This window comes from Collimonas sp. (assembly GCF_035566375.1).
Classification (GTDB): domain Bacteria; phylum Pseudomonadota; class Gammaproteobacteria; order Burkholderiales; family Burkholderiaceae_D; genus Collimonas.
This window is the reverse complement of the sequence record NZ_DATMRK010000030.1, coordinates 23,605-49,458: the sequence shown is the minus strand read 5'-3', so window position 1 is coordinate 49,458 and position 25,854 is coordinate 23,605. Positions and strand designations below refer to the sequence as shown.

25 protein-coding genes are annotated in these 25,854 nt (G+C 56.5%); 6 read left to right on the top strand and 19 right to left on the bottom strand.

What is annotated here, in order from left to right:
- Window positions 1-57: 57 nt before the first annotated feature.
- The 8 genes from VNZ60_RS09480 to VNZ60_RS09445 all read right to left on the bottom strand — a co-directional run bounded on the left by VNZ60_RS09480 (window position 58) and on the right by VNZ60_RS09445 (window position 8,770).
- Window positions 58-1,752: an AMP-binding protein gene (locus tag VNZ60_RS09480; protein WP_325658444.1), complete on the bottom strand. Its 1,695-nt coding sequence runs from the start codon at window positions 1,750-1,752 to the stop codon at window positions 58-60.
- A gap of 69 nt (window positions 1,753-1,821) precedes the next feature.
- The gene (locus VNZ60_RS09475; protein WP_325658442.1) at window positions 1,822-2,217 is read right to left on the bottom strand and encodes a YchJ family protein; all 396 of its coding nucleotides are present in this window, start codon (window positions 2,215-2,217) and stop codon (window positions 1,822-1,824) included.
- 8 nt (window positions 2,218-2,225) lie between these two features.
- Window positions 2,226-2,831 carry a 2-hydroxychromene-2-carboxylate isomerase gene (locus VNZ60_RS09470; protein WP_325658440.1) on the bottom strand — a complete coding sequence of 202 codons (606 nt, stop codon included), beginning with the start codon at window positions 2,829-2,831 and terminating at the stop codon, window positions 2,226-2,228.
- Window positions 2,832-2,986: 155 nt separating this feature from the next.
- The gene (locus VNZ60_RS09465; protein ID WP_325658438.1) at window positions 2,987-4,183 is read right to left on the bottom strand and encodes an acetyl-CoA C-acetyltransferase; all 1,197 of its coding nucleotides are present in this window, start codon (window positions 4,181-4,183) and stop codon (window positions 2,987-2,989) included.
- Between the two features lie 131 nt (window positions 4,184-4,314).
- Complete coding sequence (aceK, locus tag VNZ60_RS09460) at window positions 4,315-6,102, bottom strand: bifunctional isocitrate dehydrogenase kinase/phosphatase (RefSeq protein WP_325658708.1); 1,788 nt, start codon at window positions 6,100-6,102, stop codon at window positions 4,315-4,317.
- Window positions 6,102-7,043, bottom strand: coding sequence for a pyridoxal-phosphate dependent enzyme (locus VNZ60_RS09455; RefSeq protein ID WP_325658436.1), 942 nt, complete (start codon window positions 7,041-7,043; stop codon window positions 6,102-6,104). Before VNZ60_RS09455 ends, aceK begins: the two co-directional genes overlap by 1 nt.
- A 65-nt stretch (window positions 7,044-7,108) precedes the next feature.
- Entirely contained in the window at window positions 7,109-8,293 is a 1,185-nt protein-coding gene (locus VNZ60_RS09450; RefSeq protein ID WP_325658434.1) for an isovaleryl-CoA dehydrogenase, read from the bottom strand.
- A 72-nt stretch (window positions 8,294-8,365) separates the two neighbouring features.
- Window positions 8,366-8,770, bottom strand: a complete 405-nt coding sequence (locus tag VNZ60_RS09445) for a MerR family transcriptional regulator (protein WP_325658706.1) — start codon at window positions 8,768-8,770, stop codon at window positions 8,366-8,368.
- Between the two features lie 140 nt (window positions 8,771-8,910).
- Between VNZ60_RS09445 and VNZ60_RS09440 the strand changes: the two genes are divergently transcribed.
- The gene (locus VNZ60_RS09440; protein WP_325658432.1) at window positions 8,911-9,975 is read left to right on the top strand and encodes an MBL fold metallo-hydrolase; all 1,065 of its coding nucleotides are present in this window, start codon (window positions 8,911-8,913) and stop codon (window positions 9,973-9,975) included.
- A gap of 22 nt (window positions 9,976-9,997) precedes the next feature.
- Here the strand turns inward: VNZ60_RS09440 and VNZ60_RS09435 are convergent, their stop codons facing one another.
- The 5 genes from VNZ60_RS09435 to argS all read right to left on the bottom strand — a co-directional run bounded on the left by VNZ60_RS09435 (window position 9,998) and on the right by argS (window position 14,943).
- On the bottom strand, window positions 9,998-10,621 hold the full coding sequence (locus tag VNZ60_RS09435; protein WP_325658430.1) for a LysE family translocator: 624 nt from the start codon (window positions 10,619-10,621) through the stop codon (window positions 9,998-10,000).
- Window positions 10,622-10,630: 9 nt separating this feature from the next.
- Window positions 10,631-11,416, bottom strand: a complete 786-nt coding sequence (locus VNZ60_RS09430; protein ID WP_325658428.1) for an SDR family oxidoreductase — start codon at window positions 11,414-11,416, stop codon at window positions 10,631-10,633.
- Between the two features lie 137 nt (window positions 11,417-11,553).
- The gene (locus tag VNZ60_RS09425; protein WP_325658426.1) at window positions 11,554-12,312 is read right to left on the bottom strand and encodes a thiol:disulfide interchange protein DsbA/DsbL; all 759 of its coding nucleotides are present in this window, start codon (window positions 12,310-12,312) and stop codon (window positions 11,554-11,556) included.
- A 70-nt stretch (window positions 12,313-12,382) separates the two neighbouring features.
- Complete coding sequence (locus VNZ60_RS09420; RefSeq protein WP_325658424.1) at window positions 12,383-13,090, bottom strand: SPOR domain-containing protein; 708 nt, start codon at window positions 13,088-13,090, stop codon at window positions 12,383-12,385.
- A gap of 101 nt (window positions 13,091-13,191) precedes the next feature.
- Window positions 13,192-14,943, bottom strand: coding sequence for an arginine--tRNA ligase (gene argS / locus VNZ60_RS09415; protein ID WP_325658422.1), 1,752 nt, complete (start codon window positions 14,941-14,943; stop codon window positions 13,192-13,194).
- Window positions 14,944-15,281: 338 nt separating this feature from the next.
- Here argS and VNZ60_RS09410 point away from each other — a divergent pair, with 338 nt between their 5' ends.
- A complete protein-coding gene (locus tag VNZ60_RS09410; RefSeq protein ID WP_325658420.1) occupies window positions 15,282-15,878 on the top strand; it encodes a nitroreductase family protein in 597 nt (198 codons plus the stop codon).
- Between the two features lie 60 nt (window positions 15,879-15,938).
- Here the strand turns inward: VNZ60_RS09410 and VNZ60_RS09405 are convergent, their stop codons facing one another.
- Window positions 15,939-16,838 carry a DMT family transporter gene (locus tag VNZ60_RS09405; RefSeq protein WP_325658418.1) on the bottom strand — a complete coding sequence of 300 codons (900 nt, stop codon included), beginning with the start codon at window positions 16,836-16,838 and terminating at the stop codon, window positions 15,939-15,941.
- A gap of 287 nt (window positions 16,839-17,125) precedes the next feature.
- Between VNZ60_RS09405 and VNZ60_RS09400 the strand changes: the two genes are divergently transcribed.
- The 4 genes from VNZ60_RS09400 to VNZ60_RS09385 all read left to right on the top strand — a co-directional run bounded on the left by VNZ60_RS09400 (window position 17,126) and on the right by VNZ60_RS09385 (window position 20,420).
- A complete protein-coding gene (locus VNZ60_RS09400; protein WP_325658705.1) occupies window positions 17,126-18,253 on the top strand; it encodes an MGDG synthase family glycosyltransferase in 1,128 nt (375 codons plus the stop codon).
- On the top strand, window positions 18,250-18,756 hold the full coding sequence (locus VNZ60_RS09395; protein ID WP_325658416.1) for a hypothetical protein: 507 nt from the start codon (window positions 18,250-18,252) through the stop codon (window positions 18,754-18,756). The genes VNZ60_RS09400 and VNZ60_RS09395 overlap by 4 nt, the downstream gene beginning before the upstream one ends.
- Window positions 18,757-19,035: 279 nt before the next feature.
- Window positions 19,036-19,737, top strand: a complete 702-nt coding sequence (locus VNZ60_RS09390; protein ID WP_325658414.1) for a GntR family transcriptional regulator — start codon at window positions 19,036-19,038, stop codon at window positions 19,735-19,737.
- A gap of 152 nt (window positions 19,738-19,889) precedes the next feature.
- A complete protein-coding gene (locus VNZ60_RS09385; protein WP_414648804.1) occupies window positions 19,890-20,420 on the top strand; it encodes a DUF6622 family protein in 531 nt (176 codons plus the stop codon).
- A 69-nt stretch (window positions 20,421-20,489) separates the two neighbouring features.
- On the opposite strand, the gene VNZ60_RS09380 is transcribed toward VNZ60_RS09385, so the two are convergent.
- The 5 genes from VNZ60_RS09380 to VNZ60_RS09360 form a co-directional block, all read right to left on the bottom strand.
- On the bottom strand, window positions 20,490-20,690 hold the full coding sequence (locus VNZ60_RS09380; protein WP_041742732.1) for a YbdD/YjiX family protein: 201 nt from the start codon (window positions 20,688-20,690) through the stop codon (window positions 20,490-20,492).
- A gap of 10 nt (window positions 20,691-20,700) precedes the next feature.
- Complete coding sequence (locus tag VNZ60_RS09375; protein WP_325658407.1) at window positions 20,701-22,773, bottom strand: carbon starvation CstA family protein; 2,073 nt, start codon at window positions 22,771-22,773, stop codon at window positions 20,701-20,703.
- A 224-nt stretch (window positions 22,774-22,997) separates the two neighbouring features.
- The gene (locus VNZ60_RS09370; RefSeq protein WP_325658406.1) at window positions 22,998-23,993 is read right to left on the bottom strand and encodes an aKG-HExxH-type peptide beta-hydroxylase; all 996 of its coding nucleotides are present in this window, start codon (window positions 23,991-23,993) and stop codon (window positions 22,998-23,000) included.
- A gap of 2 nt (window positions 23,994-23,995) precedes the next feature.
- Complete coding sequence (locus VNZ60_RS09365; protein WP_325658404.1) at window positions 23,996-25,294, bottom strand: MFS transporter; 1,299 nt, start codon at window positions 25,292-25,294, stop codon at window positions 23,996-23,998.
- Complete coding sequence (locus VNZ60_RS09360) at window positions 25,291-25,692, bottom strand: carboxymuconolactone decarboxylase family protein (protein ID WP_325397140.1); 402 nt, start codon at window positions 25,690-25,692, stop codon at window positions 25,291-25,293. The genes VNZ60_RS09365 and VNZ60_RS09360 overlap by 4 nt, the downstream gene beginning before the upstream one ends.
- Window positions 25,693-25,854: the final 162 nt, after the last annotated feature.

The following is a 25,854-nucleotide window of genomic DNA, read 5'->3' as shown; positions in this document are numbered from 1 at the left end:
CCTTGGTCTCTTGTATTTGATTTCTTGTATTTAATTTCTTGCTTTTGGAACGGTCTTTTATGCAGTGTCGATGTCGTTGATCTTCAACTCATCTTTCATCGCTTCACGGATCTTGAATTTCTGGATCTTGCCGGTCACTGTCATCGGGAATGCATCGACAAAGCGGATATAGCGCGGCACCTTGTAGTGCGCGATCTGGCCTTGGCAAAAATCGCGGATGGCTTGTTCATCTGCGGTTTGGCCGGGCCGCAGGATAATCCACGCGCATAATTCTTCGCCGTATTTCTGATCCGGCACGCCGACTACCTGCACATCCTGAACCGCCGGATGCCGATATAAGAACTCCTCAATCTCGCGCGGATAGATATTCTCGCCGCCGCGAATCACCATGTCCTTCATGCGGCCGACGATATTGACGTAACCTTCGTCATCCATGGTGGCCAGGTCGCCGGTATGCATCCAGCCTTCGCTGTCGATCGCTTCGCGGGTTTTTTCTACGTCGCCCCAATAGCCGTGCATCACCGAATAACCGTGGGTGCACAATTCGCCGGAACTGCCGATCGGCATGATCGCGCCCGATTCCGGATCGACGATTTTTACTTGCAAATGCGGCTGCACCTTGCCGACGGTGGAGACGCGCTTTTCCAGCGGCGTATCGGTCATGCTCTGGCAACTGACCGGACTGGTTTCAGTCATGCCGTAGGCGATGGTGATCTGCTCCAGATGCATATCGCGTACCACCCGTTTCATCACTTCGATCGGGCATGGTGAACCGGCCATGATACCGGTACGCAGGGTCGACAAATCGAATTCGGCAAAACGCGGATGATCCAGCTCGGAAATGAACATGGTAGGCACGCCGTGCAGGCCGGTGCAACGTTCTTCCTGCACTGCCTGCAATACCGAGAGCGGTTCGAAACCGTCGTTCGGATAGACAATCGTGGCGCCATGCGTCAGGCAAGCCAGATTGCCCAGCACCATGCCGAAGCAGTGATACAGAGGCACCGGAATGCACAGCCGGTCTTGCGCGCTCAGCTTCATCGCTTCACCGATGAAAAAACCGTTGTTCAGGATATTGCGATGAGTCAGCGTTGCGCCTTTCGGAAAGCCGGTAGTGCCGCTGGTGAACTGGATGTTGATCGGATCGCTGGCTTGCAATTGCATAGCGATGGCGGCCAGCTGCGGATCGGCCGCATCGCCGCTGGCCATCAGATCGGCAAAGCGCAACATGCCCGGCACTTCATCGCGGCCGAGCTGGATCACGGTTTTCAGCGTCGGCAGGCGCGCTGCTTGCAAATCACCCGGAACCGCGTTTTGCAGCTCGGGAGCCAGCGCGCGGATCATTTCCAGGTAGTCGCTGGTCTTGAAACTGGTCATCGAAATCAGCGCCTTGCAACCGACATTGTTGAGCGCGTACTCCAGCTCGCTGACCCGATACGCCGGATTGATATTCACCAGCACGACGCCGGCATAAGCCGTGGCCAATTGCGTCAGCAGCCATTCGGCATTGTTGTGCGACCAGATGCCGATGCGGTCGCCCGGCTGCAGCCCAAGCTTGAGCATTGCGCTGGCCAGCTGCTTGGCCTGGCTTTGCAATTGCCGATAGCTGAGCCGGATCTGCTGATGCCGCGATACCAGTGCGTCATTGTCGGCAACGCGCTCCACCATGTCGTCGAAAAAGCGGCCGATAGTCTGTTCGATCAACGGCATGTCCTGGCTGCCGCGATCGATGCTGGAATTCAGTTGCGTCATGGTTTTGTCTCCTGTTGAGCCCGTTGCCAGGCCCGCTGTTAGGCTGGTTGATGTTTCCCGCATTGATTTTTATTTTTCAGGGAAACTGCCATCGACATAGAACCAGCGTGGCTGGCCTTCTGTTCCGGGTTCACACTCGCGCACAAAGCGGCTGATCTCGTGCAGGCGCTCTGCGCGGCCGCCGATCTTGTAACGGGCCACGAATTCCACCTTGGCGCTATCGCCTTCAGCCTCATGCTTACGCAGCTCCAGACCCAGCCATTTCAGTCCCGCTTCGGCGACGACAGGTTCGGCCGGACGGGTACTGTGATGCCAGGTCGCTTGCAGATATGCCCCCAGGTCCATGACGTAGGCGCTGTAGCGCGAACGCATCAGCGCTTCTGCAGTCGGCGCCGTTTCTGCGCCGCTGTGATAGCGGCCGCAACACTGCGCATACTTGCCGCCGCCGCAGGGGCAATCGTTCACCTTGTCCTTCAAATCTTGCCATCCCTCAGAAATGCTTCGAGCTGATCGAAGCGATCGAAACCCCAGAACGATTCGCCATCGACCATCACAAACGGCGAACCGAATACACCACGCGCCATCGCCAGATCGACTTCCGCTTTCAATTGATTCTTGATCGGCAAGCTGTTGATGCCGTCGGTCAGGCCGTTAGTGTCAATGCCGCTGTGATGACCGATTTCGAGCAAATGCAAGGGCTCGCCGATGTTGACGCCATCGACAAAATAAGCCTTGTAAACCTGCTTGGCGAATTTGATAGCTTTGTCTTCGCCTTGTTTACCGCGTACCCACAGCACCGCACGCGCCGCTGCCTGGGTGGAGATCGGGAAAGCGCCGGGACGCTTGTATGGAATGCCGTGGAAACGCGCGCTGCGTTCGAAATCGTGGAAGGAATAATCGCCCTTCATCGGCGCCTGCGCCAGGGGCACCGAGCCGGTGGTCTTGAATACCGGCCCCAGCAGGATCGGATGCCATTCGACATCGCGTTTGTACTTTGCTGCCAACTCATCGATTTTTGTGGCGGCGAAATAACCGTACGGTGAGGAAAAATCAAAGTAGAAATCAATTGCGGCGGCCATCTTTTTTTACCCTAATTGTTTAAATCGCAATTAACGATGATCAATAACAAAGATCAGCGTGAATCCGCGGGAATGCTGCGGAAAGACGCTGATCCGTTTTACTGCTGACTACTTCTGACTACAGTGTTGCGCTAGCTAAGACTTGCTGTCTTCGATCAAACCAGTTCAACAGCAATCGCAGTGCCTTCACCGCCGCCGATACACAACGACGCCACGCCGCGCTTGCCGCCCTTAGCCTTCAAGGCGCCCAGCAGAGTGACGATGATGCGTGCGCCGGAAGCGCCGATAGGATGGCCGAGAGCACAAGCGCCGCCGTGGACATTGATCTTGTCGTGCGGGATGTTGTGTTCTTTCATGGCGGCCATCGGCACTACCGCAAAGGCTTCGTTGACTTCATACAGATCGACATCGGCGCCGCTCCAGCCGACTTTCTTGTACAGCTTTTCAATCGCGCCTACCGGTGCGGTAGTGAACCACTCCGGTTCTTGCGAATGGCTGGCATGGCCCAGGATGCGGGCAATCGGCGTGCAGCCGAGTTTCTTGGCGGTCGATTCGCGCATCAGCACCAGGGCGGCAGCGCCGTCGTTGATGGATGACGAGGAAGCGGCGGTAATGGTGCCGTCTTTCTTGAACGCGGCGCGCAGCGACGGGATCTTGTCGAGCTTGGCTTTTTGCGGACCTTCATCCTTGTCGATCACGACTTCGCCGGCACGGCTGGTGACGGTCACCGGTGCGATTTCCCATTTGAAGGAACCGTCGGCGGTAGCGGCTTGCGCGCGCTGCACCGAAGCGATCGCAAACGCATCCTGGTCAGCGCGGCTGAAATGGTATTTGGCGGCGCACTCTTCGCCGAAAGTACCCATCGAACGGCCGCCGCCATTGTCGCCCTTGGAGTAGGCATCTTCCAGGCCGTCCAGCATCATGTGGTCGAAAATCGTGGCGTGGCCGATGCGATAGCCGCTTCGGCCTTTCGGAATCAGGTAAGGCGCATTGGTCATCGATTCCATGCCGCCGGCGACCACCACTTCATTGGTCCCTGCCAGCAAGGAATCGAAGGCGAACATGGTGGCTTGCATCGCCGATCCGCATACCTTGGAGATGGTTGCTGCATTGGTGGCGACCGGCAAACCGGCTTTGATGGTTGCCTGGCGCGCTGGCGCCTGACCTTGGCCGGCTTGCAATACGTTGCCGAACAACACAGCGTCGACCTGCTCCGGCTTCAGGCCGGCGCGCTCAACGGCGGCCTTGATCGCCACGGCGCCCAGGTCGCTGGCGGTCAACGCCGAAAAATCACCCTGAAACGCACCCATTGGAGTACGTGCTGCACCGACGATAACGATTGGGTCATTCATGTTGCTTCTCCAGATTACGACAACTTATAAGCAGCTCCGGGAATCGCTCTGCACTCTCCTGCGGTGCCCGGAAGCGGCTCTGCTGCCTGGTTGGTAAAAAAATAAAACGGTCTGTTTTGTTGCACCTGCTGCTATTCAATCAACTTATCAATCAACTTATAGGTAAAACGACATTCCTGCGGATAGGGAAAAACATCGTCGAAATGCCCTTCAAGAATGTGTTGCTTGCGTTGCTGCCAATATTGTTGGGTCAATAAATCTGCGTGATGTTTGATAAAGTATTTCTTCACGTTTTGATTTCCGAGAAGGAATACACCAAATTGTTCTGGAAAGACATCGTTCTTGGCGATGGAATACCAGGGCTCGGCCGACATTTCGTCTTCCTCGTTACGCGGCTGCGGGATAGTCCTGAAATTGCAGTCGGTAATGTATTCGATCTCATCATAGTCGTAAAACACGACACGGTTGTGACGCGTCACGCCAAAATTTTTGTACAGCATGTCGCCCGGAAAGATATTCGCCGCCACCAGTTCCTTGATGGCGTTGCCGTACTCGGCGACACCATGTTCGAGCGAGGCCTGGTCGTTATTTTTCTCGGCATTGTTCAGATAGATATTCAGCGGCACCATGCGCCGTTCGATATACAAATGCTTGATGATGATTTCGTCGCCGTCTTCTTCGACTACCGACGGCGCGACTTGTTTCAGTTCGGCCAGCAGCTCTTCGGAGAAACGCGCGCGCGGAAAGGCCACGCTGGAATACTCCAGGGTATCGGCCATGCGGCCGACGCGGTCGTGATGCTTGACCAGCAGGTATTTTTCCTTGACCAGCGCGTTGGTGGTTTCCTTGGGCGCCGGAAAATAATCCTTGATGACCTTGAACACGTACGGGAATGACGGCAAGGCAAATACCACCATCACCAGCCCGCGAATCCCGGGGGCGATTTCAAAATGATCCGAGGAGTGCCGCAGATGGCGCAGGAAATCACGGTAAAACAGCGCCTTGCCCAGCTTTTGCAAACCCAGGATGGTATAGATTTCGCTGCGCGGCTTGTTCGGCAACAGGCTGCGCAAGAACTGCACGTAGGCTGACGGCACTTCCATGTCGACCATGAAGTAGGCGCGGGTGAAAGAGAACAGCACGGTCAGTATCTTGTTATCGAACAGCACCGCATCCAGCACCAGCTTGCCGTCGCGGTCATGCAGGATGGGCACCACGAAAGGGTACTCGCGCGAGCCGTTGATCATCTTGCCGACCACATAAGCGCCTTTGTTGCGGAAGAACAGATTCGACAGCACCTGGATCTGGTGATTCGGCTCTAGCGGCGCGGCGTCGAAAGCTTGTGCGATGCGTTGTTCCGCCAACGCGATATCGCGATCCAGATCGGCGAACGGGCGCTGCAGCTGGAAGTTGGTGATCAGGCGCTTGAGCGTGTAATGCAAGCCGTCCTTGGCCGGGTAATACACGCGGTAGGTGGGCAGGGCTTCATCAGTGTCGATGTATTCAGTCGACACCGCGGGCCGCACAAAAATGAAATCGTTGTGGAAATAGGTGCGATGCAGGATGTTGCAGCAGACCGAGTTGAAGAAAGTCTCGGCCAGCTCCGGCTGCTTGTGATCGGTCAGCATACCGATGTAGTGCAGCTTCACTTCACGCCAGACTTCGTCGGTCAGATCGCTTTGCTCGTATTCGTCTTCCAGCGCCTGTACACATTCATGCACACGAGCGTCGTAGAAGCCGATCCGTTCGCGCGCGGCGAGTTGCGCGGTTTTCCAGTCGGCGTCTTCGAAATGCTGCTTGGCCAGCACGCTGGCCGCACGGAACAAACGGTAATGCTTGTCGAAACCGTCCAAGATCATGCGCGCAGTATCGAAAGCGATCTGCGACGACAATAATTTTGGAAAGTTGGCCGACGTAATCATAGCGAGAATTGCGCCTTCCAGTTGGCCAGCATCGCCAGGCTGACGCCGATGCCGCCGCAGACCACGATCAATGGGCGCTGGTATGGCGCCAGCACCGGCAATTTTTCGTGGGCAACCGCCAGAGCCGCGCCGCAAGCCGGTTCGACTAGCGTGCGCATCTGATCGGCGAAGGCCAGTGCCGCAGCCACCGCCTGGGCGTCGCTGACCACCACGCTATGCACTTCATGGCGCTGGGTCCAGGCGAAACATTCTGCGGCCACGCGCTTGGCGGCGAGAGTGCCTGCAATCGTGGTAATTGCCGGCAGCGTCACCAGTTCGCCGGCCTGCACGGCGGCGTGCAGTGAAGCAGCGCCTTCGGTTTCTACCGCGATCAGGGGGATGTGCGGCAAGCCGTTGCGATGCAAGCCGCTCAGCACGCCGCTCATCAAACCACCGCCGCCGACCGAGCAGATGACAACGTCAAAGTCGACACCTAGTTCGCGCGCCTGCAGCACCGCTTCGTCGATCATGGTGGCGTTGCCATCCCAGATATCGGGGTGGTCGAAGGGCGGAATGTAGACGCTGCCGGGCTGCTCGCAGAGTTGCAGCGCGCGCTGGTTGGTTTCATCCCAGACGCTGCCGTGGACGATTACCTCGGCGCCGATTTCACTGATGCGCCGGCCAACCTCTGCGCTGGTGGTCTGCGGCACCAGGATGGTGGTCTTGACGCCCAGCGCGGCGCCGGCAAACGCCGCCGCAAAACCGGCGTTGCCGCCCGACGGGCAAATCAGATGGCTGGCGCCGGCGGCAACTGCACGCTGGCATAACAAACCTATCCCGCGCAGCTTGAAGGAGCCGGCCGGCTGGGTGTTTTCCATCTTCAGCAAAACTTGCTTGTCGAGTGCGACGGAAAGTTGCGGGTGTCGCAGTAATGCGGTGCGAATATGCAGTGAAGTCATGTTCTTGACGCTATTGCCTTTATATCAATTGTGCCGTTAGTCTAAGCGATTACGGCAGCATTTCATCAACAAGTTTCGGCAAATAATTCACGGCCGATCAGCATCCGGCGGATCTCGCTGGTGCCGGCGCCGATTTCGTACAATTTAGCGTCGCGCCACAGGCGTCCCACCGGATATTCGTTGATATAGCCGTTGCCGCCCAGCGCCTGGATCGCTTCGCCCGCCATCCAGGTCGCCTTTTCCGCCGAATACAAGATCGCTCCGGCGGCATCCTTGCGCAAGGCCCTGGCCGCAGCCGGCGTCTTGGCTCGGTCGCAGGCCTGACCAACCGCGTACACATACGCCTTGCAAGCCATCATGGTCGAATACATATCGGCCAGTTTGCCCTGCATCAGCTGGAATTCGCCGATGGACTGGCCAAACTGCTTGCGGTCATGCACGTAAGGGACGACTACATCCATACACGCTTGCATGATACCAAGCGGACCGCCGGAAAGGACGCTGCGCTCGTAATCCAGCCCCGACATCAGCACATTGACGCCCTGGCCGAGGCCGCCCAGCACGTTTTCGGCCGGCACTTCGCAATCCTGGAATACCAGCTCGCCGGTGTGCGAGCCGCGCATACCGAGTTTGTCGAGTTTTTGCGCCACGCTGAAGCCCTTGAAGCTTTTTTCGATCAGGAAAGCGGTCATGCCACGGGCGCCGGCTTCCAGGTCGGTCTTGGCGTAGACCACCAGCACGTCGGCATCGGGGCCGTTGGTGATCCACATCTTGGTGCCGTTGAGGATCCAGCGATCGCCCTTCAATTCGGCGCGCAACTTCATGCTGACGACGTCGGAACCGGCGTTCGGCTCGGACATCGCCAAGGCGCCGACATGGTCGCCCGAGATCAGCTTCGGCAGATATTTGGCTTTTTGCTCGGCGCTGCCGTTGCGCTTGATCTGGTTGACGCACAGGTTGGAGTGGGCGCCGTAAGACAGGCCGACCGAAGCCGAGGCGCGCGAGATTTCTTCCATGGCGATGATGTGCGCCAGGTAGCCCATGCCGCTGCCGCCGTATTGTTCTTCAGCGGTGATGCCGAGCAAGCCCAGATCGCCCATTTTTTTCCATAAATCCATGGGGAATTGATCGCTGCGGTCGATTTCTGCGGCGCGTGGGGCGATCTCCACTGCGGCAAACTCCTGGATTGCACTGCGTAATGCGGCGATATCTTCGCCGTGATCGAACGTTAGGCCTGGTAAATGGATCATATTGTCTCCTTCGTTATTTTTGCGTGTGTTTAATAGATTTTGTGGGGAAAAGTCAGGACGAGTCAGGGCGAGTCATGGCGCGACCTGATCGCTCAACTCGCCGCTGCTCAGCAAGCGCCGGCATTCGTCTTCGTGCGCGGTAATTTCTTCCAAGGTCACTTCAATATCTTCCCGTTGCTGTTCCAGGTGCTCGCGATGCCGCGCCAGCACCTGCAGGAACAGTTCCAACTGGGGCGCGGAATCCTTCGGACTGTCGTACATATCGACCAGGCTCTTGATTTCCGACAAGGTCAGCCCCAGCCGCTTGCCGCGCAAGGTCAGTTTCAGCCGGGTGCGCTCGCGGGGGGCATAAACCCGGTTACGGCCACCGGCGCCATCCCGCTTCGGGCTCAGCAAACCCTGATCCTCATAAAAACGGATCGCCCTCGGGGTAATGTCAAATTCGCGGGCAAGTTCAGTGATGGTGTAAGTCGGCATAAGGTCAGGTTGGCGGAACAAGAAATTCTGGTTTAGGTACAATCGCAGTTAACGTTAACGTAAAGCACATTGTAGGCGCGCTGGCGGAAAATGAAAACACCGAAAAACTACTGGCGTTATTAGAAAAGAAAGAATTTCCGATGAATCCACTCGAAGCCCAGCTCAGCTATGCCTTTGGCGACACCTTGCCAGCCGGCGGCGCCACCCTCGAAGTCGCGCCCGGCGTGCGCTGGCTGCGGATGGCTTTGCCATTTGCGCTGGATCACATCAATTTATGGTTGCTGGAAGACAGCATAGAAACCGACGACGGTATCAAGCACGGCTGGACCATCGTCGATTGCGGCATTGCCAACGATGCCACGCGCGCCGCATGGGATGTCATTTTTGCCACTCAACTGCGCGGCTTGCCGGTATTGCGGGTGCTGGTCACCCATTGCCATCCGGATCACGTCGGCCTGGCTGACTGGCTGTGCACACGTTGGCAAGCGCCGTTATGGATGAGCGGCGGCGAATATTTTTCGGCGCGCATCATGTCGGCGGCGCTGCCCGGCGCCGACGGCAGCGCGGCCTTGCCGCATTTCCAGCGGCATGGCATGCACGATCCGGAAGTCATCGCCAAGGTGGCTCAACGTAAATCCTATTATCCGAGCATGGTGCCGACGGTGCCGCAGGCCTATCATCGGCTGGCCGACCAGCAACAGCTGCGCATCGGCCAGCATCAATGGCGCGTGATCACCGGCTTCGGCCATGCGCCAGAGCATGTGGCGCTGCATTGCGCCGATCTGGACTTGCTGATTTCCGGTGATATGGTGTTGCCGCGGATTTCCACCAATGTCTCGGTGTTCGCCATCGAGCCGGAATCGAACCCGGTCCAGCAATACATGGATTCGCTGGAAAAATACCGCGCCCTGCCCACGGAGACGCTGGTGTTGCCGTCGCACGGCAAGCCGTTCCGTGGTTTGCAGATCCGCATCGACCAGTTGCAGCAACATCACCGCGAGCGGCTGGCGGAAGTGCTGGAAGCTTGCGCCACGCCGCGTTCGGCCAGCGATATCGTGCCGATCATGTTCCGCCGTCCGCTGGATGCGCATCAAATGACGTTCGCGCTGGGCGAGGCGCTGGCGCATTTGCATAAGCTGTGGTTTGACGGCGCGCTGAAACGGCGGCTGGATGCTGACCAGGTTTACCGTTTCAGCCTGGCTTGATTTTCGCCTGATTCTCCCCTGATTATTGCTGTATCGCCGCCACAATCATCGCCACCGCCAGCATCAGGCTGCCGGCGACGCGGTCGGTAATCCGGGCAAAACTGGGGCGGGTAGCGATGGTTTGCATTTTTCCCGCCAACACGGCGTAGCCGATCAGGATGAAGAACTCTGGAATAATCGAACCCGCCGCCAGCCAGATCATTTGCAACGGCACATTGGCGGCGGGGTTGAGAAATTGCGGCAGGATGGCGATGAAAAAAATCAGCGCCTTGGGATTGGCCAGTTGCAGAGTCAAGCCGCTGAACCAGATTTTCCAGCCGGAGGCGTTGCGGCTATCCAGTTTGGAGGCGGTTATCGGCGAAGGCCGGCCGAAGATCGCGGACAAACCCAGATAGGCCAGATAAGCCACGCCCAGCCATTTGACCACGCTGAACAAGGTATGCGAGGCGACGATCAGGGCGCCCAAGCCGGTTGCCGAAATGGTGAAATAAATCGCATTGGCGGTGAGTATGCCCAAGATGGCAAAGATCGCCTTGTTCCAGCCGACCGTGATGCCGTAGGCAACCACCAGCATGACCGCCGGCCCCGGCGACGCCGACAGCGCGAATTCCGTCAGTACGAATAAGAAAAAATTGTGAAAGTCCATGAGCTCTGATCAGTTGGTTATTTTGCGTGCCTTGTGCGGTGCTTTTGAAAACACCAGATCGTATAGCCAGTTCGGCAGCAGCCGCAGCAACTTGGCGACTACGCCCATCTGCCACGGGATCACCCGATAGCTGCTGCCGCGCGCGACCGCAGCGCCGGTTTTAGCGGCGAACTGCCGGGCCGGCATCAGGAACGGCATCTTGTAGTGATTAACTTGCGTCATGGGGGTGTCGATATAACCCGGAACGATGGTAACCACCTTGATGCCGCTGGCGCGCAGCTCCACCCTGAGCGACTCGCAATAACTGATCAGCGCTGCCTTGGAGCCGCTATAGGCGCCCGCCCCCGGCAGACCGCGAATCCCGGCCACGCTGCCGATTCCGACCAGCCGCAAATCGGTTTGTCCGGCTTTGGCCTGACGTTTCATAGTGGCGATGAACGGCGTAAAAGTGGCAACCGTGGCCAGCACGTTGGTGGCAAAGACTTGTTCGAACACCGGCTGATCCTCGGCATGCTCGGTCAAGGTGCCGTGTGAAATTCCGGCGCTGGCGATCACCACATCGACACCATCGCCGGCCGCGATGAAATCTTCGGCGGCAGCGGTCAATGCGGCATGATCGTTGACATCCAGCGCATACAGGCGATGCCGCTCCGGATGCGGCAAACCCGCCAGCAATTGCTCCAGCACTGCCTGGCGCCTGGCCACCAGTCCCAATGTGGCGCCCTGCCCTGCATAGTATTGCGCCAGGGCGGCGCCGATGCCGCTCGAAGCGCCGGTGATGAATACACGTTTCATGGAAGCGCTCATTCTGAATGTTGGCCAAACCGCGATAAAAAAGCCCGCCCTCTTGCGAGTGGCGGACTTTTCGGCATCTGCTGCCAGCTGACCGTGGCGGTCGGCTGGCTTGTAGCTTGCTTACTTCCTTTTTTTGCTTACTTCTTGGCCGTCGCTACCGGCGCTGCCGTCTTGCCCTTTTCCGCAGCAGCCTTGGCCACCAGTCCATCCATCACTTGCAGGGTCGATTTGAACAAAGCCTCCTCGCTACCGCCAGCGCCGGCAGTAGCGCTGACTATCGATGGCGAGGTTACGTAACGGCCGTCAACCACCAGCATTGGCACGCCGTCCACCTTGTAAGCATTTTGCAGCTGCGAGGCGCGGGTCACTTTGGTTTGCACTGCGAATGAATTGTAGACATCCAGGAATTTGGCTTTATCGAGACCTTGCTTGACGGCGAAATCGACGACAGCGTCATCTTTATCCAGCCGTTGGTGTTGCACGTGGATCGCGTTAAAAACCTTCTTGTGCATCTCGGGCAGCTTGCCCATGGCTTCCAGCGTGTAGTACAGCTTTTTCTGCGGGATATACGGCGACTTTGGCTGTTGCTGGTTCGGATTCGCAGGATCGATAGCGAAGTCGACCGGCACGCGCTTCACGGAAATCTTGTCGCCTTGCTTGGCTATCCAATCTTCCAGCGTAGGTTCAAGCGCGTTGCAATGCGGGCAGAAATAGCCGAAAAATTCTGTCACTTCGACTTTTTTCCCCAGTCCGGAATCGGTCGGCTGTGGATTGTCGAGAACTTTGTATTCTGTGCCGGCAACCGGACTAGCCGGCGATGCGCCGGCGCTGGCGGCGAGCAGGCCGAAACTCAGACTAAGACCAGCGACAGCCAAGGCTTTTTGAAAAAAACGCATGAAATATCCTATCAAAATGAAAAATGTTTGATTTTTTTCCTATGCAGCAGAACCTGCTGCCAGGGGTCTTCTATTTTGCAGCCCGCACAACTGCTGCATTAACGCCGTTATCTGACAACTTGCTGCGTATCCGGTTCATTGTTTCCAGCTGATTGAACGGCCCCACCCTGACCCGATACAAAGAACCGGTATCGGCCTGGCGTTCGCTGATTTTGGCCTCAAAACCCATCAAAGCCAATCTGGCCTTGGTATTTTCTGCTTCAGTCTGCTCGCGGAAGGCGCCGACCTGCAGGAAATAAATCCAGTTGTCGTCGGCAGCCGTAGCTTTGGTTTTGGCTTCGGCGATGTCGCCGGCGGCTTTCTTGGTCTTGTCGGCGGTGGATTTGTCGACGATAGGCGCCGGTTTGTCCTGCGCCTTGGCGACCAGGGCGTCCAGCTTTTTCTCGGCGGCCGGGCTTGGCGCAGCGCCTTCGGCTGTCGGCACCGGCGGGGCATATGCCTTGGCGGCTTCCTTGGCTGCATCCTTGTTACCGTATAGCGACTTGTTCGGATCCGGCAGTTGATCCGGGTTCGACGGCGCAGCCGGCGCTGCTGGCGTTGCGGTTTGTGCTGTGATGGCGTCTGGCGCTTTGTCGGTCTTTGCAGGTTTGTTGGTAAAAGGTGTCGGCGTCTTGGTGATCATGATCGCCACCACGACGGCAATCGCCAATCCGATAATCAGCCCGAAAATCAGGCCCAGTAAGGTACCGCCAGCTTGCTTGTTGTTAAGTTTGCTCATACTTCCCCAATGACATCCTGGTTACTGACCGTCTCTGGCAACTACTTGGCAGCTGCGTGGCAGGCCAGAGATCGCCGATTCTAGATTCACATTACATAAGATCACATACGGGCGGGCGCCGATACACCGATCAGCGCCAAGCCGTTGCGCAACACCTGGCGGGTTGCGTACATCAAGGCCAGGCGCGCCATCTTGAGCGCCTCATCGTCCACCAAGACCCGCTCAGCATTGTAGTAGCTATGCAGCTCGCCCGCCAAATCGCGCAGATAAAACGCAACCTGATGCGGGCCCAGTTCTTCCAGTGCGTGCTGCAGCATTTCCGGATATTCGGCCAGCTTGGCCAGCAGGCTGGCCTCGCGCGGTGCGGTCAGCGGACTGAGGTCGACCGTGCTCAGGCTGGCTTCGTCGCCAGTCCATTGCGCCAGCACCGAGCAGATGCGGGCATGGGCGTACTGTACGTAGTAGACCGGATTTTCGTCGGATTTGGCCAGCGCCAGATCGACATCGAACACGAATTCGGTATCGGCCTTGCGCGAAATCAGGAAAAAGCGCACCGCATCGCGGCCGCGGGTCAGGTCGCGCGGGGTGTCCGGGGTGAGGTCGACGCCATCGGCGCCGTCCTCGCCGGAAGACCATTCAATCAGGTCGCGCACTGTCACATAAGAACCGGCGCGCTTGGAAATCTTCACTTCCTCGCCGTTTTTCATCACGGTCACCATCTTGTGCAGCACGTAGTCGGGGTAACCTTGCGGAATCCCCATGTTGACGGCCTGCAGGCCGGCGCGCACCCGTGCAATCGTGCCATGGTGATCGCTGCCCTGGACATTGATGACCTGGCCGAAGCCGCGCTGCCATTTGACGATGTGGTAGGCAACGTCGGGCACGAAGTAGGTATAGGTGCCGTCGGTTTTCCGCATCACGCGGTCTTTGTCGTCGCCGTAGTCGGTGGTGCGCAGCCACAATGCGCCATCCAGCTCATACGTGACGCCGGCGGCGATCAGGGCCTCGACGGCGGCATTGACCTTGCCGTCCTTGTACAGCGACGATTCCAGGTAATAGTTATCGAATTTGACGCCGAAGGCCTGCAAATCCAGATCCTGTTCGCGGCGCAGGTAAGCAACGGCGAACTTGCGGATCGACTCGATATCGCCGATGTCGCCGCTGGCGGTAACCGGCTCGCCATCGCTGGCGGCAACCGTCTTCCGGGCCAGGAAATCCTGTGCAATATCGTCAATATAATCGCCGTTGTAGGCGCTCTCCGGCCACTCGGCGTCGCCCGGCTTGAAGCCGTTGGCGCGGGCCTGGACCGAAGTCGCCAGGGTGGCGATCTGGACCCCGGCGTCGTTGTAGTAAAACTCGCGGGTGACATCGAAACCTTGTATTTCGAACAGGGCCGACATGGCGTCGCCGAGCGCGCCCTGGCGGCCGTGGCCCACATGCAAAGGCCCGGTCGGATTGGCCGAAACAAACTCGACCAGCACCTTTTTACCGGCGCCAAGCGTGCTCTTGCCGTAGTCGGCGCCCTCTTGCAGCACGGTCTTGACCACTTGCTGCTTGGCCGCTGCGGTCAGACGCAGGTTGATAAAACCAGGGCCGGCGATTTCAGCGGTTTCGATCAGATTGCCGTTCTCGGCGCCGGCCAGCACGGCCGCTACCAGGGCTTGCGCCAGTTCACGCGGATTCTTTTTCAGCGGCTTGGCTAGTTGCATGGCGATATTGCAGGCGACGTCGCCGTGCGAAGGATCGCGCGGGCGCTCCAGTGTTACCGTCGGCTGCAGCTCGGTGCCGGCAATAATCGGCTGCAAGGCAGCGTTGAAAAGGTCGATGATCTGTTGTTTCTGTGGTGCAAGCATAGGATAGGTAGTCAGTAGTACAAAGAGTAGTAATAAAGAGTAATACGGAGGCCGTACTGGATTAGTGCGAAATATTTATGCAGCAGTTCAATTTCTTGGACGGCTTGCAAGCGGTCTTGATTATTGCCGATTATACCGGCTTGGCGTTGCAATCTTCACCCGGTTTGCCCGGACAGAACATGACAATCCATAAATCCGGCCGCCACTGCAAGCATCAAAAACTGCTGCTAATATGCAACGTCGCGGCCGGAGCGCTTTTGGCGCACTTCTGGCCGCACCGATTTTACGTTGCTTATTTACATACACTTATTTACGTATAGTTATATACAGGAATCCTCATGACCCAGTCCACACCACGCGTAGCCGATCATCCGGCCCACCCGCAATTCCTCAGCCGCTGGTCGCCACGCGCCTATGCCAATGACCAAATCTCCGAGCAAGAACTGCTGACCATCCTGGAAGCAGCACGCTGGGCGCCATCGTCCTACAACTCGCAACCTTGGCGTTTCGTGTTCGCCCGACGCGGCACACCGCACTGGACCAAGTTGCTGGGCTTGCTCAACGATTTCAACCGCAGCTGGGCGGAAAATGCAGCGGCGCTGGTGATCGTTTTGTCGAAAACCACCTTTGCGCCACCAGGCAGCAGCGAAGAATTGCCAGCGCCAACCCACTCTTTCGACGCCGGTTCAGCCTGGGGTTACCTGGCGCTGCAAGCCAGCCTGTCCGGCTGGCACGCACATGGCATGGCCGGTTTCGACAAGGAAAAAACCCGTACCGAACTGGGCGTACCGGCCAATTTCGCGATTGAAGCCGCAGTAGCCATCGGCAAGATCGGCGATAAAGCCATGTTGCCGGAAGGTTTGCGCGCCAAGGAAGAACCAAGCCCACGCTTGCCTTTGCAAGCCTTGGTTTCTGAAGGGACTTTCAAGGCCTGAACAACCTTGCGGTTACCAAATTTAATGCGGATTAACAGTGGAAGCTGTTAATCCGCATTTTTATTTATTTTGCCAGTTCACCAACACAATCCCGCTCAACACCAGCAACGCACCAAATACAAACGGCAAACCTATCGGATCGTCCAGCAACAACACGCCGAAACTGACGCCGAACAAAGGCGTCAGGAAAGAAAACACCGTCAGCCGCGACGCCAGGTAACGGCGCAACATCCAGAACCAGGCCAGGAAGCTGCCGAAAGCGACGATCAGCGACTGGAACACCAGGCTCACCCACATGATGCCGGTCAGCGGCGCTACTTCGGTCTGCCCCGAGACCAAGGCCACCAATGGCAGCGTCAGCGCGGCAACCGCCAGTTGATACCATAAGGTCATGCTGGGGGCGGTATTGGTGAGGACGCTGCGCTTGATCATTATGGTGGTAGCGGCCCAGAACACAGCGGCCAGCACGCCCAGTGCATCGCCGATCAAGCCCCGGCTGAAACCGGCGCCGGCTTCAAAGCCGCCGGCAAACGCCACCGCAATCCCGGCAAATGCGGCGATCACGCCCAGCCATTGGGTGACGCCGAAACGCTCGCCCGGCACCAGCCAATGCAGGCCCAGCACAGTGAAAATCGGCGCGGTGTAGACGAATACCGAGATGTGCGAAGCGGTGGTGTAATTCAAGCCGACCGAGACGCACAGGAATTCTCCGGCAAACAACAAACCGGTCGCCAGGCCCGGCCAGAAGGTGCCGTCGGTCAGGGAGAATTTACTGCCGCGCCACCACATCAGGCCGCTCACCAGCACCGCAGCCACAGCCGAACGCAGGCCGTTTTGCAAAATCGGCGAGATGCTCGGCGCCGCCACTTTAATCGCGACTTGTTGCAAGCCCCAGCACAGGCAGAGGATTAACATCAGGCTCATGGCCAAACCGTCCAGCGGTTTGCGAGTGGCGGGCATATTACGATCTTTCAGAAGCAGGGATTGTTTGTCATAAATGTCATTTTACTCAGCGCTGATTTATCCCTATCATCAGCGAATTGGGCAGTCGCCTAGTGTAAAAATCCGAATGCAGATTGCCAGGAGTATGCTTGAAAGTAGTCACTTTTGCATTGCCGGCAGCAAACCCATGACGGCCGGAGCCTATTATTCATAAGTTAGAAAATGCGCTGCCTTCGAGCGCCATCGCCAAACCGCCACGCCCTCGCAAATTACTGTTGTTAAGCGTGTCCGCCGGCGCCGGCCACATGCGCGCCGCCGAGGCGCTCAAGGCCTACGCCGCCGCCGAATTCCCCGATACCGAGGCGATCCATCTGGATGCAATGGATTTTGTGCCGGCCGGATTTCGCGCGGTATATACCGATTTTTATCTGCATCTGGTGAATCGCCATCCTGCGCTGTGGGGTTATGTGTACCAAAAGAGCGACAAGGCGTTGAGCAGTTCGCCCACACAGAAACTGCGGCGCGCAATCGAACGCATCAGCACCCGCCCCTTGCGCGCCGCGATCCGGGCGGCGGCGCCAGACGCAATCATCTGCACCCACTTCCTGCCGGCGGAATTGCTGGCGCGGGAAATCGGCAAGCAGCGCGTAGTCTGCCCGGTCTGGGTGCAAGTCACGGATTTCGATTTGCACAGCATGTGGCTGCAGCCGCTGATGCAGGGCTATTTTGCCGCCACCGAAGAAATCGCCTACCGCATGCGGGCGCGCGGACTGGCCGCCGATGCGGTGCACGTGACCGGAATTCCGATCATGCCGGGGTTCGGACACAGCCTGCAACGCCGGCAGTGCGCGCAGCAATTCGGCCTGGATCCGGAGCGCAAGACTATCCTGATGATGTCGGGCGGCGCCGGCATCGGCGATCTCGATAAAACGGTGCAACGGCTGCTGGCGTTGCCTGACGATTTCCAGCTGCTGGCGCTGGCAGGCAAGAACGCCACGCTGCTGAGCAATCTGCAGCAACTGGCAGCTGCCCATCCCGGCCGCCTGTTTCCCTTCGGTTTTACCAACCAGGTGGAACAGTTGATGGCTTGCGCCGATCTGGCGATCACCAAACCCGGTGGCCTGACTACTTCCGAATGCCTGGCGATGGGCGTGCCGATGATCATCCACTCGCCGATTCCGGGCCAGGAAGAACGCAACGCCGACTATTTGCTGGAACAAGGCGCGGCGCTCAAGGCGATCGACCTGACCGCGCTGGCGTTCCGGGTCCAGCAGCTGCTGCAGCAACCGCAACAGCTGCAAAATTTGCGGCAACGCAGCCTGGCGCTGGGGCGCCCGCATGCCGGCCGCGCCGTATTAAACACTGTCCTCAGCAAACTCGATTCTCGGCTCGACTCTCAACTCAATTCTCAATTTCATTCGCCATCCACATGACTGCCGCTACACCTTATCGCCGCATAGCCGGCATGTTGTTCTGGGCCGTGCTGACTGCCTTTTTTTTCGCCAATGTCGAAATCCAGATCGAGGGCGCCGCCGGCTGGGCCGCCAACCTGCCAACCTGGCGCATCGAGCATCACTGGCTGCTCGACATCTTCTGGGGCGGCCGCGCCATGACCGGTTACCACGCCTGGATTTTTCCCTTCATCGCCCTGATGTTTCACTATCCGGTCTGGTTCAACGGCAGTTGGGACTGGCGTGCCGAATGCCGCATCATGGCCTCCATCATGGTGTTCTGGATCAGCGAGGACTGGCTGTGGTTTGTCCTCAATCCGGCCTACGGCCTGGCGCGCTTCAATCCGCTTGATGTGCCGTGGCACAAACACTGGCTGGGCGCGGTGCCGGTCGACTACTGGATTTATTCGGCGATGGCGATCCTGCTGCTATGGCTGGCCGAACGCAAGCCGCGCACGGTAGGCGTCGCGCTGAGCCAGAGCTAAACCCATATGTGAATCTCTGGTTCTGTATAGAAGTAGAGATTCACATATGTATTGTAAAAACAATGGGAACTTGGTAAATTGCGGACCCTTTCCAAGTTTGAAATGTTGTTAATGCTGATCAAAAAAAGTGCAAAAAAAGCGTCTCTCCCGAAAAAAAACGCGTCTCTCTCCAAAAAAAACACGCCTCTCCTGAAAAAAAACACGTCTCTCTCCCAAAAAAACCCGCCTCTCTCGCAAAAAAATGCGCCTCTCCCGCCAGAAAACGGGTCTGATCCGCGCTTGCCGCGCTATCTGCAAGTCCGTGACGATTTGCTGCAAAGGATCGCTTTGCGTAGCTGGGCCGCTGATGAAGCGCTGCCGTCCGAAGATAAACTAGCCGCCGAATATGAAATTGCAGTCGGCACCATGCGCAAGGTGCTGGACGCGCTAGTCACCGACGGCGTCGTCGATCGCGTGCGGGGACGCGGAACATTTGTCGCGCGCGCTGCCGAACGCTCTTCGATGCTGCGTTTTGTACGTATCCACGGCAAAGCTAAAAACCAGCTGCCGACAGCTCATATCCGTTCGATGACGACCACCATACCTCCCGTCACGGTGGCAGAAAAACTCAAGCTCAAGCCGCGCGACAAAGCGCTGTATCTGCACCGTACTCGTTCTTTGGACGATGAAATCGTGCTGTCGGAACATATCTGGCTGCCGCTGGCGCGCTTCAGGAAACTGCAAAAATATCTAAACAGCAATTCACCGCCATCCCTGTATCCCGTCTATGAGAGCGAATGCGATGTGCTGGTCTCGCGCGCCATCGATGACTTGACGGCAAAGCCCTTGAACCGGGCCAATGCTGCCGTGTTCAAGCTGAAAACCAAGACCGTGGCGATCTGTGTCGAGCGACTGATGCTGGATCACGCCGGCGAACCGGTCGAATGGCGCACTTCCTTTGTGCCGGCCGAGCGCTTCCAATACTCCGCCGAAATCCGCTAGCAGCGGGGCGGGGGAGGCAGGGGACAAACCCGCAACGCGCCATCCTCGCTGGCAGTCGATTCACGACGTATTCCTGCATTTCGTCGCATCCCGCTTCTCCTGCCTCTGCGGCGCCCAGATAATCGCCGCAGATCACTCAACGGGAGAAAACCATGTTTATGCAAATCATTTCACACACACCAACCTGGGTCTGGGCTCTGCTGGCGTTCCTGATCTATCGCGGCGTCCTGGCCAGCGTTGACCGCGAAGTGACGCTCAAAAAACTATCCATCATGCCGCTGATAATGCTGGCGCTGTCCTGGCAGGGCGTGTCGACCGTATTCGGCGTCACGCCGTTGCCCATGTTGTGCTGGCTGCTGGCGGCCGCCGTCGCGGCGACCCTGAACTGGCGCCTGTTCCGGAAGGAACGCGTGATTGCCTATCCGGAACGCGGCGTGGTGTTCCAGCGCGGCAGCTGGCTGCCGTTGATGCTGATGATGGGGATTTTCCTGACTAAATATGCGGTAGGCGTAACGCTGGCAATGCATCCCGGGCTGGCGCACGATGCCGCATTTACGGCCGTTGTCTGTGCGCTTTACGGTGTCTTCAACGGCATGTTCATCGGCCGCCTGCTGCGCGTCGTCAGCCTTTACCATAATGCGCAGCCGGCGCAGGGCGCCTATAACGGTCAACTGAACGGCTAGGCAAAAAAATGCCGACCGGCGGACCGGTCGGCAGCAACATCCCCTATAGGACGCTTAATTTTTAAGCAGTTAACAGCAGCGCCCAACCCGGCCATTGCCGCCGTATCGCGCTTCCTGGCGTTCCTTGAAAAACTCTTCGTAGCTCATCATCGGTTCGCCTGGATGGGTGTTTTCCATATGCGTCACATAAGTGCCGTACTCAGGCAAACCCACCATCAGCCGCATGGTTTGCCCGAGATAGCGCCCGGCTTTCGATAGTTCTTCCAGCATGGACGACCTTTCAGGCGGAGGGTAAAGCGCTCGCCGGCAGTGATTCAAACGGGGTTTCCTTGGCGCTCGGCCGGTTGGCGGCGCGCGCCGCCAGCACGGTCTTGACGCCAAAGCCGAGAATACTCAGCAGCACCAGGATGAAGAAACCGGCCAGGCCTGCATCCAGGTAATCGTTGAAGATCACCTGTTGCATCTGCGCGATCGATTTCGCCGGCGCCAGCAATTTGCCGTCTGCCAGCGCGGCCTGATACTTGCTGGCATGGGCCAGGAAACCGACGCGCGGATTGGCGTCGAATATTTTTTGCCAACCGGCGGTCAGGGTGCAGATCAGGATCCAGACGGTCGGCACGATGGTGACCCAGGCAAAGCGGTCGCGCTTCATCTTGAACAGTACGCAAGTCGCCAGAATCAGCGCAATCCCCGCCAGCATCTGGTTGGAAATACCGAACAAGGGCCACAAGGTATTGATGCCGCCGAGCGGATCGACCACGCCTTGATACAGGAAATATCCCCAGCCGGAGACGCACAAGGCGGTGGCGATCAAGCTGGCCGGCAGCGAATCGATCTTGCGCATGGACGGCACAAAAGTGCCAAGCAAATCCTGCAGCATGAAACGGCCGGCACGGGTTCCGGCGTCTACTGCGGTCAGGATGAACAAGGCTTCGAACAGGATCGCGAAGTGATACCAGAACGCCATCATCGCTTTACCGCCGCCTACGCTCGACAAGATGTGCGCCATGCCGACTGCCAGCGTCGGTGCGCCGCCGGCGCGGGAAATGATGCTGTGCTCGCCGACATCCTTGGCCACCTGGGTCAGCATTTCAGGCGTCACGTAAAAGCCCCATTGCGATACCGCGTGCGCGGCCGTATCGACGGTGCTGCCGATCAGTGCGGCCGGGCTGTTCATCGCAAAATACACGCCCGGTTCAATGCAGGACGCCGCGATCAGCGCCATGATGGCGACAAACGATTCCATCAGCATCGCGCCGTAGCCGATGAAACGCGCGTGGCGCTCGTTCTCCAGCAGTTTCGGCGTAGTGCCGGAAGCGATCAATGCATGGAAACCGGATACCGCACCGCAAGCGATGGTAATGAACAGGAACGGGAACAAGCTACCCGACCAGACCGGGCCCGAGCCATCCATGAATTGCGTGAACGCCGGCATTTTGAGTTCCGGCGCGACGAATACGATGCCCAGCGCCAGGCCGACGATGGTGCCGATCTTGAGGAAAGTCGAGAGATAGTCGCGCGGCGCCAGCAACAGCCAGACCGGCAGCACCGAGGCGATGAAACCGTAGCCGATCAGCAGCCAGGTCAATTCCTTGCCGGTGAAAGTGAACATCGCGCTCAATACCGGATGCTCTTGCACATACTGGCCGCCGACAATCGCCAGCATCAACAGCACAAAACCGATCAGCGAAATCTCGCCGATACGTCCCGGCCGCAGATAGCGGGTGTACACGCCCATGAACAAGGCGATCGGGATGGTCACCGCCACCGTGAAAGTGCCCCAGGGCGATTCCGCCAGCGCTTTCACCACGATCAGCGCCAGCACCGCCAGGATGATGACCATGATCATGAAAGTGCCGAACAAAGCGATCACGCCCGGCACCGTGCCCAGCTCCGATTTGATCAGGTCGCCCAGCGAACGGCCGTCGCGCCGGGTCGAGATGAACAGCACCATCAGATCCTGCACCGCACCGGCAAACACCACGCCGGCCAGGATCCACAGCATGCCCGGCAGATAACCCATCTGCGCCGCCAGCACCGGGCCCACCAACGGGCCGGCGCCGGCAATCGCCGCAAAGTGGTGGCCGAACAAGACGTTCTTGTTGGTCGGCACGTAATCCAGACCGTCGTTGTACTTATAGGCCGGCGTCATGCGGGTGGCGTCCAGGCCCAGCACTTTGTCGGAAATATACAGGCTGTAGAAACGGTAGGCGATCAGATAGACGCAAACGGCGGCAATCACGATCCAGATGGCGCTGATGGATTCGCCGCGCTGCAGGCCGATATAGCCAAACGCGAATGCACCGAGCAGGGCCAGCGCAAGCCAGCCCATTTTTGAAAATAGACGATTCATTGTTCTCCTCCCGGGTGGGATGAATATTTTTGGATATTGTTTTTATTGGATAGCGGATCGCGCCGCCGAACTACTAAAAGGCAGCGGGCCAAGTATTTGGCATATGGGATCGGAGAACAAGCGAGGTACTACGCAGCGTTTTTACGTAGTATTACGCAGAAGATTTGAATTACCTGTTATTTGAAAACATCAAACTGATGCGTCAGCATAGCTGGAAATGCCATTCACGTAGTTATGTTGCGCGGGGACCTGCTGATTTCCTGCGCATATCGGTAACCCTCTTCTATCAGACGCTTTCCTAGTACTGATAGCTCCCCGTGTTGGCGAACTGTTGATATTCCATCCTCGAGGCGAGAGTAATAATTCGTCAGCAGCTTGCCAATTTTCTGCCGATCATTTTCTTCCATGCTTGACTTTTCCATGATTGCCGAAAACGCCAGGATGAGTCGCTGTATGACAAAAGTCGCATGATATACACCCAACATCGTTCTTTTATCTTGCCTGAGGGGCGAACTAAAACCCTCATGTTCATCGTTCAAAACCAGTTCTTCCGATAAATTTATGGCGAATAGATAGGTATGTGCCGCTTCATGAATCCATTTGTCTAGTAAAAAAATCCAGCTTGGATCTATGTCGCCGTTTATTAGGATAAGCCCTTGAATTCGATTGCTTGTTACTGAAAACGCCTTATGTTTGTTGTCACGTCTGGACACGAAAAAGGTGACCGATTGGACCAGCTCATCAATCTCTTGCGCCAACTCGGGTTGAGCATGCGTAAGCACCGTTCGACCAAATGCAAGCCGCTGATATGCGGCGGCTTCGATCTCTCGATCGAGTGTTCCAATTGATATGGAATATTTGCTGTTGCTGCATTCTTCATAAATAAGTTCCCTTATTTCTCTGCTTATCGTCTCCGCTTGAACTAATCCTGTAGCGCTCAGTATCTTGGGTTCCATGAGGAATTGAAGAAATCGCGACGTCTCGTCGAATCTGCTTTCTTCTAGCAGCTCAATCGATTTATGGTAAATAAAGCTAAAAAAACTGTTGTAGCTCTCAACGGATAAGCTAGAGAAATATGAAATCAATGTTTCGGGAAATTGGGGCATCTTTGTTTCAACGAGCTGCGTGAGCATTTCGATGTAGCTGTCTTTGAGTTCCGTCTTGTACCCAAGTCTCAATGTTCGCGCAGTCAAATTGTTCGGCAGGAAAGTGTAAGTCATCTTTACCCTCTGTTAAAAAGAGCGCCATACCGGCGGACGTAATATGGAACGGTATCCTTCTCGGCATTCAACATGCTCCTGAGCGGACGCGAATAGAAAATCAGAAATGCTGGTGGAATAACCAATATTGCTAACCATAAAATCGTGGTATCTGGATCAAAATGACGGAACAGAAATTTGGTGAGAAATAATCCGAGTGGAATTGAGACAGTGCATAAAAACAATAAGCTCGATTCCATCACAGCGCGATAACCGTCAGGTATTGAAATAGCCCTCCTCGCGTTGATCGTCACATTGAATATTGAAAGGGATCCGCCGAGAAAAAATGCCAGGAAATACATCACATGCAAATTATTCGTGCACCCAAATCCAACTATCGTGATAGATAATATTGCGGTAGAAAATGACGCAATAGCGTGATGCCCGCAACGCTTCTGCAGTCGAGATATTAGAAACATCGTTGAAAATAAAATACCTGCGCCTAGCGCCAGCTCGACCATGGCTACGTCTAGCATTGTCATACCGCGCCCGACGATTTTTGCAGGGAGAATTACAAAAATAAAAGGTGTCAACAACATGTTTGTCAGTAAGGAAGCTATCGCTATGACTCGTTCTTCTGCAATATGGGCTATTCGCATAAAACCGTTGCCGAGATCGGTTAAAAGTGAAGAAAACCCTTTGCTCGCATGGACTGGCGGATAGTCTTCGTTAAACCATCGTAAGAAAGTCATCGCGCAGACCGTCGCAAGAAAATAGGACGTCATGGCGAGTATTAACGATGCTTCGCCGCCATATATTCCGATGATAAGTCCACCCAATGTCGGCCCGAAAATCAGGTTGACGATGAACATCGATGATTTGATTTTGTATGCCTGTTGAATATCAGACTCGTTAGAAACTATATTCGGGATGAGTGCGGCACCTAGTGGAAAGATCGTTGCTTGAAAGCCACTTAGAAACACTCCGGCGACTACCAAAATTGGCACGAATCTGGCAGACTGTTCTGGCTCTGTGAAAGAAGGCATGAAACTGACCAGCAATATCGTGCTTAAAGTACCTAATAGGCAAGATATAAACAATATTCGGGTCTTTCTGAAGCGTTCCGCAAACACTCCAGCTACCGGCAACAGAAAAGTTGTGGTAAGCCAAATTGCGATCAGTAGATTTGATAACTGGTCTTCGCGTTTTAGGTTTTGGATGAATAACCAGGTACAAAACACTTGGAAGACTCTGAATCCTATTCCTGCAAACGTGTCTGCCGCGATATATAACCAAATTTTGGCTGCGGCACTGTGATTCATTGTTTCACCGCATTGGATTGATTGAACTCCTCGACCCGCACTTTTAGTACATCGTTAAAGATCTGTGCTGCGTTGACGGCTCGTGCATTACCTGCGAATACCGCAACCTGAATAAACACTTCTTTGATCTGCTCCTCAGTCAAACCCAGATTCAGCCCAGCTCGCAGCTGAAATCGAAGTTGATTGGTGCAATCGCCCATCGCAGCTAAGATGCCTAAACTTATGAGGTGCCGAACGCCAATCTCTATCCCGCCGCGCCTGTAAGCGAAACCATAGATATCCTGAATTAAATGATCCACGAGATCTGGAAAGACGGGGCGAAATTCTCGCTCCCCCCATTCCACGGCATTCTCTGCGAATTTTTCGAGTAAATCCGCGTTTTTCTGTGAGGGGGTCATATCAATTCCATTCAAGTAGGAAGTGCCTTACCAGCACGACGGACTTGCGTCCGCCGTGCATTACTTACTTTTGCTTAAATAGCTATTCGTCGTCAGTACCTATGGTTTGGACATTCAACATTGCAACTTTAGACTTCAGCTTCATGCGATTTACGAGTTTCA